Source organism: Kitasatospora sp. NPDC053308 (genome assembly GCF_055585785.1).
Genome location: NZ_JBVJJY010000005.1, coordinates 406,583 through 418,359, shown reverse-complemented (window position 1 = coordinate 418,359; position 11,777 = coordinate 406,583). Strand labels below are relative to the sequence as shown.

The 11,777-nt window shown below is 72.4% G+C and carries 5 protein-coding genes; all 5 read left to right on the top strand.

Going from position 1 to position 11,777, the window contains the following annotated elements; genetic code table 11:
* Positions 1–64: 64 nt before the first annotated feature.
* Positions 65–2,521: a 1,4-alpha-glucan branching protein GlgB gene (glgB, locus tag ACZ6Y7_RS15175; RefSeq protein WP_465758336.1), complete on the top strand. Its 2,457-nt coding sequence runs from the start codon at positions 65–67 to the stop codon at positions 2,519–2,521.
* 205 nt (positions 2,522–2,726) lie between these two features.
* Positions 2,727–7,397: a ricin-type beta-trefoil lectin domain protein gene (locus tag ACZ6Y7_RS15170; protein ID WP_465758335.1), complete on the top strand. Its 4,671-nt coding sequence runs from the start codon at positions 2,727–2,729 to the stop codon at positions 7,395–7,397.
* A 91-nt stretch (positions 7,398–7,488) separates the two neighbouring features.
* On the top strand, positions 7,489–8,181 hold the full coding sequence (locus tag ACZ6Y7_RS15165) for a hypothetical protein (protein WP_465758334.1): 693 nt from the start codon (positions 7,489–7,491) through the stop codon (positions 8,179–8,181).
* 174 nt (positions 8,182–8,355) lie between these two features.
* Positions 8,356–10,515, top strand: a complete 2,160-nt coding sequence (gene pta, locus ACZ6Y7_RS15160; RefSeq protein ID WP_465758333.1) for a phosphate acetyltransferase — start codon at positions 8,356–8,358, stop codon at positions 10,513–10,515.
* Complete coding sequence (locus ACZ6Y7_RS15155) at positions 10,512–11,735, top strand: acetate kinase (protein WP_465758332.1); 1,224 nt, start codon at positions 10,512–10,514, stop codon at positions 11,733–11,735. The genes pta and ACZ6Y7_RS15155 overlap by 4 nt, the downstream gene beginning before the upstream one ends.
* Positions 11,736–11,777 lie beyond the last annotated feature (42 nt).

Here is an 11,777-nt window from a genome sequence, read left to right as displayed (position 1 = left end):
CGCACCACCGTTCCGCGCCCCGCCCGCAGGAGACCGCCCAACCCCGCCGCAGGAGGACCACGCCGTGACGCCGCTCGACCCGACCGGCCGCCCCAACCACCCCGTTCCGGCCACCTTCCTCGCTGGGCCGCAACCCTCCGGGCCGGAACCCGCCGGACCGGAGGGCGCGGCGCCGGACGTCTCGATGCCGGAGGCTTCGGTGCCGGACGTCTCGGCGCCGGAGGCTTCGGCGCCGGAGGCTTCGGCGCCGGCCGTCTTGGCGCCAGCCGCGGCGCCGGCCGAGGAGCCCCGGGGGGCCGAGCACCCCGCCGCCCCCCTCGGGGCGCTGCGCCTGCCCGAGGCACCGCTGCCGCCGGCCGAGGTGGACCGGCTGGTGAGCGGGCAGCACCACGACCCGCACGCGCTGCTCGGGGCACACCCCGTGCACGGCGGCACCGCGATCCGGGTGCTGCGCCCGTTCGCCGAGCGGGTGGTCGTCGAGACCGCTCAGGGCCCGGCCGAACTCACCCACCAGCAGGGCGGGTTGTTCACCGGGCTGGTGGCCGGGCGGGAACTGCCCGACTACACCCTCCTGGTGACCTACCCGGACGGCGAGCCGCTGCGCCAGCAGGACGGCTACCGCACCGCGCCCACCCTCGGCGAGTTCGACCTGCACCTGATCTCCGAGGGCCGGCACGAGCAGCTGTGGCGGGCGCTAGGCTCGCACGTGCGCACCGTCGACGGCGTGGCCGGCACCGCGTTCGCGGTCTGGGCGCCGAACGCCGTCGGAGTGCGGGTGATCGGCGACTTCAACCACTGGAACGGCACCGGGCACCCGATGCGCTCGCTCGGCTCCTCCGGGATCTGGGAGCTGTTCGTCCCGGGGCTGGCCGAGGGCACCACGTACAAGTACGAGGTGCACACCCGGCAGGGCTGGGTGCTCGACAAGGCCGACCCGCTGGCCCGGGCCGCCCAGTGCCCGCCCGGCACCGCCTCGGTGGTCACCTCCTCCGACTACCGCTGGCAGGACGACGAGTGGATGGCCCGCCGAGCCCGCTCCACGCACCACCGGGCCCCGATGTCGGTGTACGAGCTGCACCTGCCCTCCTGGCGCCCCGACCTCACCACCTACCGCGCCATCGCCGAGGAACTGCCCCGCTACCTCAAGGAGTTGAACTTCACCCACGTGGAGTTCATGCCGGTGATGGAGCACCCCTTCGGCGGCTCCTGGGGCTACCAGGTGTCCGGCTACTACGCCCCCACCGCCCGGCTCGGCGGCCCGGACGACTTCCGGTACCTGGTGGACACCCTGCACCGGCACGGCATCGGCGTCATCGTCGACTGGGTCCCGGCGCACTTCCCCAAGGACGACTTCGCGCTCGCCCGCTTCGACGGCGAGCCGCTGTACGAGCCCGCCGACCCGCTGCGCGCCGAACACCCGGACTGGGGGACGCTGGAGTTCGACTACGGCCGCAAGGAGGTGCGCAACTTCCTGGTCGCCAACGCGGTCTACTGGTGCGAGGAGTTCCACATCGACGGCCTGCGGGTGGACGCCGTCGCCTCGATGCTCTACCTCGACTACTCCCGCGAGGGCGGCGCCTGGACGCCCAACCAGTACGGCGGCCGGGAGAACCTGGACGCCGCCTCCTTCCTGCAGGAGATGAACGCCACCGTCTACCGGCGCTGCCCGGGCGTGGTCACCATCGCCGAGGAGTCCACCGCCTGGGACGGCGTCACCCGCCCCACCGACGCCGGCGGCCTCGGCTTCGGCCTGAAGTGGAACATGGGCTGGATGCACGACTCGCTGGTCTACATGTCCAAGGAGCCGGTGCACCGCAAGTACCACCACAACGAGATCACCTTCTCGATGGTGTACGCCTACTCCGAGAACTACGTCCTGCCGATCTCGCACGACGAGGTCGTCCACGGCAAGCAGTCCCTGGTCTCCAAGATGCCCGGGGACTGGTGGCAGCAGCGCGCCAACCACCGGGCCTACCTGGGCTTCATGTGGTCCCACCCCGGCAAGCAACTGCTGTACATGGGGCAGGAGTTCGCCCAGGGAGCGGAGTGGGACCACGAGCAGGGCCCGCAGTGGTGGGTGCTCGACGAGCAGTGGCCGGCCCACCAGGACCACCTCGGAGTGCGCCGCCTGGTCCGCGACCTCAACCGGTGCTACCTCGACACCCCGGCCCTGTGGGAGCTGGACACCACCCCGGACGGCTTCCGCTGGCTCGACGGCGGGGCCGCCGACGACAACCTGCTCTCCTACGTCCGCTACGCGGCCGACGGCAGCCCGCTGGTCGCGGTCTGCAACTTCTCCCCCGTCGTCCGGCACGGCCGCCGGGTCGGCCTGCCCCGCCTGACCGGCCGCGACCAGCTGTGGGAGGAGGTGCTGAACACCGACGCCGAGGAGTACGGCGGCAGCGGGATCGGCAACTCCCACCCGGTCAAGGCCGACCCGGTCGAGTGGGACGGCCAGCCCCGCTCCGCCGAACTGGTCCTCCCCCCGCTCGCCACCCTCTGGCTGCGCCCGGCCCGCTGAGGAGCCGAGCGGAAGCTCCCTGAGCGGAATCGCCCAGGGGGCTTCCGCTTGTAAAAAATGTTCGAACAGGCCACGAACCTCCGCAGTAGGCTCGCGAGGATCCGAGACTGTTCGTCAACAAGGCGGCGTCCGGAAATAACTGACGGTAGGCCGCATCTTCATGAATTCGAGATCATTAGGACGTGCCCGCCCCTTCCTCGTGGTAGTGACCGCTGCGCTCGCGGCCATCGGCCTCGTCTTCGGACTGATCCCATCGGCCGCCGCGGTGACGCCGCCGTGGGACCTCGGGAACACCGGACTCGCCACCCCGGTCAACCTCAACGCCCAGGCTGCCGGGCCGATCCACAACCTCGGCCTGGACAAGTGCGCGGACGACCTCGCGGGCGACACCCGCAACGGCGCGGCGGTCGGCTCGTACGCCTGCAACGGCGGAGGCAACCAGAACTGGACGTTCAGCCCGAAAGCTCCCTACGGCAACGGCGACCTCGACTTCTCCGGGGCGATCACGCTGACCACCGCCCCCGGCAAGTGCCTTGACATTCCCGACACCCCGGGTGACGGGAGCGGGATCACCGACGGCACCAAGCTGGAAATCTGGGACTGCAACGGCGGTCGGAACCAGCAGTGGGTCATGCAGTACGCGAACAACGGGAGTCCGCGGATCTACAGCCCGATGAGCCGCCGCTGCATCGACGTCCCCGGCGCCTCGGGCACTGACGGCGTGACGCTCCAGCTGTGGGGCTGCAACGCCAGCACGGCCCAGTGGTTCAGCCCGCCTGCCGGCGATCCTCAGCCGACCGGTCCGATCTCCGACCCCGACCTCGGCGGCAAGTGCGTGGACGCCGTCGGGAACGCCCCGGCCGCCGGCACCCCGGTGCAAAGCACCCGGTGCAACGGCTCGCCCGCGCAGGTCTGGACGCTGAACCAGGACGGCACCATCACCCACGCCTTCCAGTGCCTCGACATCGCCGGCGGTGACGGCGCCGTCGCGGACGGCACGCCGGTCGGGCTCTGGCCCTGCAACGGCGGGTTGAATCAGCAGTGGGTGGTCCGCTTCGACGCCGGCGGCCGCACCTCTCTGGTCAACCCCAACTCGGGCCGCTGCCTGGACGTCCCGGGCGCCTCCACCGCAGATGCCACCACCCTGCAGATCTGGACCTGCAACGACTCGATCGCCCAGGTCTGGAACACTCCCCGACGCCCGCACGCCACCGTCGCCGTCCCCACGGTCTCCGCGCCAGTGGTCTATCCCGCCGGCACGGGCCCGCTGAGCGTCCGGCTCGCCGCTCTCAAGGACGCGGAGGCCAAGCGCCTGGACCGGGCCCGATTGGCCAGAGCCATGCACGCCGGAGGTACCCGGATGCGAACGGAGGCCGGCGCGGCGCTGGCCGGCAACGACGCCGAGATGAGCGCCGTCTGGGCCACCTGGATCCACAACGGCTGGGTGGACGACCCCGACAGCGCGCTCGCGAAGGACATCGCCGCCGCCAAGGTCGCCGACCAGGCGCGTGGCCAGCGCTGGGACGGCCGACAGCACTTCCTCGACCACTTCTCGATGTACGACCGCCAGCCCGACTTCGACAGCGACGTGATCTCGTACATGTCGTCCAACGCCGCGTTCTGGCGAGCCGTGCTCTCCATCTCCGTGGCGGTGAACGTACCGAAGGCCGACCAGGCCGCCATGGACCGGGTCACCGCGATCGGCAAGGAGAACCTCGCCAAGGATCCCACCACCACGGCGTGGGAGACCTATGCCTATCAGGCCAACGCGGGTTCGGCCGACGATGTCCGCCGCTTCATCCAGTACAACGGCTTCCCGACGGTCGCGCCCGTCAAGAGCTCCCCGGAGTTCCGGGTCGAGGTCGAGGCGATCAAGGCCCGCTGGTTCAACGGTGACCCGACCAATCCCGCAGACCCGAAGTACGTGCTCACCGAGGCCATCGAGACCGCCTGGGCCGAGTACCAGGGCGAACTCAACTCCCAGGCTCAGGCCCGCGCCGACATCACCACCGCCGAGATCCAGAGCCTGGAGGCACTGCGCACCAGCTCCGAGGCGATGAACGACGCGCTCAGCTACGCCTGGTACGCCGACCGCCTGCTGTGGGCCCAGCAGTACCGGGTCTCACCTGAGTGGAACGCGCCGGTGGGACGGATCCCTAACGACCTCGGCATCATCAAGGCCAAGGTCACCGGGCTGGCCGAGAGCGCCAAGATGACCGCCGCGCAGGCTCAAGAGGCGGTCGACAAGGTCCAGGCCGCTCAGGATGCGGCCGCCGCGGCCGCCAAGGCCGACGGCGACCCCGAGGGCCGCGGCCTGCTGTACGCGCAGCAGGACGCGCAGGTCACCAAGGCCTCCGCCTCGGCCGCCACCGCCGTTTCCAACGCCATCCGGACGGCGCTGGCCACCACCAACGCCACGGTCAACGACAGCGCCGCCCTGCTCGCCGACGCGAGGGCCCAGGCCCACGCCGCCCGGGCCCAGTTCCTGCGTGAAATGGCCCAGGGCGACGCCAAACTGGCGGCATCGCTCGCCGTCACCAGCCAGGAACGGGCGACAGCCGCGGCCGAGGCCGCCCAGCGCGCCGCCACGGCCAAGGGCAAGGCACGGACAGCCGAGAGCGCCGCCGTCACTGCGTCGGCCGCCGCCCACGACAGCGCCGTGAGGGCCGCCCAGGAACGACAGAACGCGGCCACGGCCAAGGCCACCGCCGACACCGAGCGGAACAAGGCCAAGCAAGCGGAGACCGCGGCGCAGCAGAAGGCGGCCACGGCGCAGGCCCGGCGCAACGATGCGGCGGCAGCCGCCGGCACCGCGGCGTCCAACGAAAGCGCCGCGCAGCAAGCCGAGCAGAAAGCCGACACGGCAAGGAACGAAGCTCTCACCGCCGAGAAGAGCGAGAACGCGGCCGACGCACGGGCGAGCGCCGCAGAATCTGCGGCGGCGGCCGCGGCCGGCGGCCCGAACGCGGCCGCCGCTCGAGCCGCGGCAGACCGCGCCAAGGCGGACGCCGCGGCGGCGGTCACCGCCGCCAACCAGGCCCGCGCCGCAGCGGGCACGGCGACCATCGCGGCTGTCAAGGCCCGCAAGGCTGCCGACGTGGCCGGCTCCGCCGCTTCCCGGGCCAAGGCGGACGCGGACAAGGCGGATGCGGACACTGCGGCGACGACTGCCGCCGCTGCGGACGCCCACGCGGCCGCGGCCGACGCGATCGAGGCCTCGAACCAGGCGTCGTTGAATGCCCAGGCCGCCCAGGTCGCCTCGGACCAGGCCGCCCGGACCGCCGCCGAGGCCCAGAGCACGGCCACCGCCGCCCGGTCCGAGGCGGACGGCGCGGTCACCGAGAGCGCCGTCGCCGCCGGCAAGGCGGTGGCGACCTCCGAGGCCGCCCAGCAGGCGTCGGCCGCGGCGGCGACCGTCACCGCGCCGGCCGACAAGGCGATCGACCTGGCCGCACCGTACGCCAACAACGACTCGGCGGCCGGTCTGGCCGGCTTGGCCTCGCAAGCGGCCAAGACGACGTCCCAGCAGCAGGCGGAGGTCGCCCAAGCACGGGCCACGCAAGCGGCCGCAGCCGCGGTGAGTGCCCAGCAGGCGGCCGACCAGGCGGACGGGGACGCCAAGGCCGCCGCCCAGGCCGCCGCCGACGCGGCCAAGTCCGCCGCGGCAGCGGCGAAGTCGTCCGCGGACGCGGTACGGTCCGCAGCCTCCGCGACCGCCGACTCGGAGGCCGCGGTCCAGGCCGCCGCACACAGCGACCAATTGGTGGCTCGGGCCAAGGCCGATCAGAGCGCGGCTCACCAGTCGGCAACCGACGCCTCCACCGACGCGAAGGCCGCGCAGAACTCGGCCGTCCTCGCGGAACGGGACGCGGCAGGGGCCCGTACGGCCGCGGTCACCGCTCGGACGGCCGCGAACCAGGCCCAGCAGTCGGCCGCGGCCGCGAACGCCTCCGCCACGTCGGCCGAGGCGGCGATCGCCAAGGCCCAGCAGGACGCCAAGGAGGCCGCCGACGCCGCGAACCGGACCGGCATCAAGGCCTCGGCCGACAAGGGCTGGTGCGACGCGACATCAGGGCAGGTCTGTGCGAATGTCACCGAACTCACGGGTGGCGCCGGAGCTGTTGGTGGTCGGAAGTGCGACGGTTCGTGGGACCAGTACCCGTGCGATCTTCGGTTCGTCCTGAACAGTGACTGGCCCACTGCCATGAAGAGGACCTACGGGGACTGCCTCGACGCGAAGTTCGAAAATCTCGCCTGCCAGCCGTCGATCCTGATGCAGTCGGCCGTCATCGCCGCCGCCAAGGCGAAGGTCGATCCGCGACTGGTCTACTCCATTGCTCTGATGGAGACCAGCGGCAAGGAGGTCCCGATGGTCCGCGACTACGGACTCGACGTCTACCTGGAGTACGAGAAGCGGGCCGCTGCACTGTCGACGATGCACCTGTGGCCCGGGCACGGCGGTGACGGAGTGGCCTCGCTCGGCGTCACCAACATCAAGCCGGTGACCTGGGACTACATCGCGAAGGCATACCCGGATGCCTTCCGGGGACACGAGTGGGCCGACCTGCGTGACCAGACCGATCTGGACATGACGGCAACCGCCTATTACATCAAGTACCTGGAGTCGGTCGAGCTGCCCAAACTGCCGGAGGTCAGCACTCGGGACTACGCGACATACGACGTGCTCTACGGGTTCTACAACGGGGGCATCGACCCCGCGAGCGAGTCGTACCGGGCGTTCTACGACCTCAAGGGCGATCATTACGGCCACTTCGGCCCCATGGTCACGGGCAACATCACTGCCTGGAAGACGCACTGGGACCGGGCCAACCGGGAGATCTGCGGCAGCGGCATCATGACCTGCACGTTCTCCTGACCGGAAGCGGGTCCAGGGCGGGAGCGTTGTCCCCCGCCCCGGACCCGCCTAGCTTTGACATCCGATACGAATCGTCAACAGGGGGGCATCGGTGTTCGGGATCCTGTGGTGGCTGTACGTGCTATGGCCGCTGGGCTGCTGGGGCGCGCTCGCCCGCAGTCGGCTGGTGGGAGGGATCGTCGGCGCGGCCCTGGCGGGGCAGGCGCTGGTGCTGGTCGGGCTGGAGTACGAGTGGTGGTCCCTCCGTGCAGCGGCCGAGCTGACGGTGGCGTACCCGTTCGGCTCGCTCCTCGCGATCCTCGCCGGGGCACTGGCCGAAGGCCGGCTGCTCGGGCGTCGCCTCGAGGAGCCCGGGGGCCACCGGGTCGGCGGCGCGACGGCTGCCCTCGCGTGCCACGCGATCGTCGGGGTGGTCGTGGCCGCCGCCTATCCGGTCTACCTCTCCGGTTTCGCCTACTACCCGAGCCTCGCCGAGCTCCCGATGCCGTCGGGGCTCGTCGTCGAACGTGACTCCGGGACCGCCGGCGGCTGCGCCTCGCACGACTGCGCGAGGGAGCTCTCCGTACGCAGCACCGACGATCTCCCACCGGCCGCCGTGGCAGCCCGGCTGCGGGCCGGCCTCGCCGCAGAGGGCTGGACGGCCGGCCCGTCCGGCTCGCTGCAGCACCCGCACGGGTGGCTGCTGGACAAGCGGGTGGTCCGGGCGTTCGTCACCGAGAGCCCCCGCGGGGCGTCGGTCGAGCTGGTGGGCCCCGAGTACTTCGGAGAGCCGTCCCGGCCCTGACACCCGTCGCACCGGTCCCGGCGCGACGGTGGCCGACCGCCGCGGCTCCGGGGTTCGGATCGGGACCTCCGTCCCTTGCGTTCGCCGCGGGGCTTTGCTCGCGGACATGTGTGCGCGGTGCGAAGGTATGGTCGAGATGACCACCTTCCGAGACGACGGGACGGAGACATCGGCGTGGCGCGCAGCGTGTACGTGACCGGTATCGACCGGGGGGACGGCCGCCAGGCGGTCGAACTCGGGGTCATGGAGCTGCTCACCCGGCAGGTGGACCGGGTCGGGGTCTTCCGCCCGCTGGTGCACGCCTCCGCGCCCGGGCAGCCGGGCTCGGACCACGTCGTCGAGCTGCTGCGCGGCCGCTACCGGATCGACCAGCCGGGCACCGAGCTGTACGGGCTCACCTACGAGGAGGCCGCCGCGCTGCAGGCCGCCCGGGGGCAGGACGAGCTGGTCTCCGTGCTGGTCGACCGCTTCCGGGCGATGGAACGGCGCTTCCAGGCGGTGCTGGTGCTCGGCACCGACTTCGCCGACACCAACATCCCGGACGAGCTGGCCTTCAACGCCCGGCTGGCCAACGAGTTCGGCGCCGCCGTGCTGCCGGTGATCGGCGGGCACGCCGAGGACCCGGAAGCCGTGATCGCCGAGGTGCGCAACGCCCACCGGGCGTACACCGACCTCGGCTGCGAGACCCTGGCGGTGATCGCCAACCGGGTCGCCCCGGCCGGCAAGCAGCGGATCCAGCGCACGCTCACCGAGAAGCTGCCGATCCCGGCCTACGTCATCCCGGAGGAGCCGGCCCTGGCCGCGCCGACCGTCGCCCAGCTGGTCGAGGCGACCGGCGCCGAGGTGCTGCTCGGGGACGCCGCCGGGCTGGCCCGGGACGTGCGCGGCTACGTCTTCGGCGGCGCCATGCTGCCGACCTTCCTGGACGCGCTGACCGAGGGCGCGCTGGTCGTCACCCCCGGGGACCGCGCCGACCTGGTGATCGGCTCGCTCGCCGCACACGCCGCCGGCGCCCCGCCGATCGCCGGGGTCCTGCTGACGCTCGGCCAGCACCCCGGCCCGAACGTGCTGGCGCTGGCCGCCCGGCTCGCCCCCGGCACCCCGGTCGCGGTCGTCCCCGAGGGCAGCTGGCCGACCGCCGCGACCCTGACCCACTTGGAGGGAAAGCTCACCGCGGCCAGCCCGCGGAAGGCCGAGATCGCCCTCGGCCTGTTCGAACTGCACGTCGACACCGCCGAGTTGACCAACCGGATCGAGGTCGGCCGGTCCGAGCGGGTGACCCCGATGATGTTCGAGCACGAGCTGCTGGAGCGCGCCCGGGCCGGCCGCCGGCACGTCGTCCTACCCGAGGGCACCGAGGAGCGGGTGCTGCGCGCGACCGAGATCCTGCTGCGCCGCAACATCTGCGACCTCACCCTGCTCGGCGAGCCGGACGCGGTGCGCCGCAAGGCCGCCGCGCTCGGCATCGAGCTCCCGGAGGCGGGGGCAGCGGCGGGGGGCGAGCCGGGCGCCGACCGCGCCCAGGTCCGGATCGTCGACCCGACCACCAGCCCGCTGCGCCGCCAGTTCGCCGAGCTGTACGCGCGGCTGCGGGCCCACAAGGGGATGACCGTCGAGCTCGCCCTCGACGTGGTCACCGACGTCTCCTACTTCGGCACCCTGATGGTCCAGGAGGGCATCGCGGACGGCATGGTGTCCGGTGCGGTGCACTCCACCGCGGCCACCATCCGGCCCGCCTTCGAGGTGATCAAGACCTCGCCGGGCGCCGCGATCGTCTCCTCGGTCTTCTTCATGTGCCTGGCCGACCGGGTGCTGGTGTACGGCGACTGCGCGGTCAACCCCGACCCGGACGCCCAGCAGCTGGCCGACATCGCCATCCAGTCCGCCGCCACCGCCGCCCAGTTCGGGGTGGAGCCGCGGGTCGCGATGCTCTCGTACTCGACCGGCACCTCCGGCTCCGGCGCGGACGTGGACAAGGTGCGCAAGGCGACCGAGATCGTCCGCGAGCTGCGCCCGGACCTCCTGGTCGAGGGCCCGATCCAGTACGACGCGGCGGTCGACGAGCACGTCGCGGCCACCAAGCTGCCCGGCTCCCCGGTGGCCGGGCGGGCCACCGTGCTGATCTTCCCGGACCTCAACACCGGCAACAACACGTACAAGGCCGTCCAGCGCTCGGCCGGCGCGGTCGCGGTCGGCCCGGTGCTGCAGGGGCTGCGCAAGCCCGTCAACGACCTCTCGCGCGGGGCGCTGGTGGAGGACATCGTCAACACCGTCGCGATCACCGCCATCCAGTCGCAGGACCGCACGCAGGACCGCAAGGAGTCGAAGGCATGACCGAAGGAACGCGGGTTCTGGTGCTGAACGCCGGCTCCTCGTCGGTGAAGTACCAGCTGATCGACATGCTGGACGGCACCCGGCTGGCCTCCGGGCTGGTCGAGCGGATCGGCGAGGCCGGCGGCCGGCTGGTGCACACGCCCCGCGCGGGCGGGCGGCGCGAGGCGCCGCAGGCCTTCCCCGACCACTCGGCCGCGCTGAAGGCCGTCGCCGAGGAGCTGGCCGCCGACGGCCTCGGGCTGGACTCCCCCGAGCTGGCCGCGATCGGCCACCGGGTCGTGCACGGCGGCAAGCGGTTCACCGCGCCGACCGTGATCACCGACGAGGTGCTCAAGGAGGTCCGCCGGCTGATCCCGGTCGCCCCGCTGCACAACCCGGCCAACATCACCGGGATCGAGGTGGCGCGGGCGCTGCGCCCCGACCTCCCCCAGGTGGCCGTCTTCGACACCGCCTTCCACGCCACGATGCCCGAGTCCGCGGCCCGGTACGCGATCGACAAGGACGTCGCGGACGAGCACCGGGTGCGCCGCTACGGCTTCCACGGCACCTCGCACCAGTACGTCTCGCGGGCGACCGCCCGGCTGCTCGGCAAGGACCCGGCCGAGGTCAACGTGATCGTGCTGCACCTGGGCAACGGCGCCTCGGCCTCGGCCGTCAGCGGCGGCCGCTGCGTGGACACCTCGATGGGCCTGACCCCGCTGGAGGGCCTGGTCATGGGCACCCGCTCGGGCGACATCGACGCCGGCGTGGTGTTCCACCTGCACCGGGTGGGCGGTCTGTCGATCGACGAGATCGACGACCTGCTCAACCGCCGCAGCGGCCTGCGCGGGCTGTGCGGCGAGAACGACATGCGCGAGATCATGCGCCGCGCCGACGAGGGCGACGCGGACGCCCGGCTCGCCTTCGACGCGTACGTGCACCGGCTGCGCAAGTACATCGGCGGCTACTACGCGGTGCTCGGCCGGGTGGACGCGATCGCGTTCACGGCGGGGGTCGGGGAGAACGCGGCGCCGGTGCGCGCGGCGGCCACCGCGGGCCTGGACGAACTGGGCATCGCCGTCGACCCGGAGCTGAACTCGGTGCGCTCCGGCGAGGCCCGGATCATCTCGCCCGCGTACGCCCGGGTGGCGGTCGCGGTGGTGCCCACCGACGAGGAGCTGGAGATCGCCCGGCAGGCCTTCGCGCTGGTGCACCGGGAACCGGGCGCGTCCGGGGAATGACACCGAATCGTCTCGCTCCTCGGAACGCTCCGTCGGCGATTC

Coding starts and splice junctions, on each gene's coding strand:
- ACZ6Y7_RS15155 (WP_465758332.1), top strand. CDS start 10,512: ATGACCGAAGGAACGCGGGTTCTGGTGCTGAACGCCGGCTCCTCGTCG.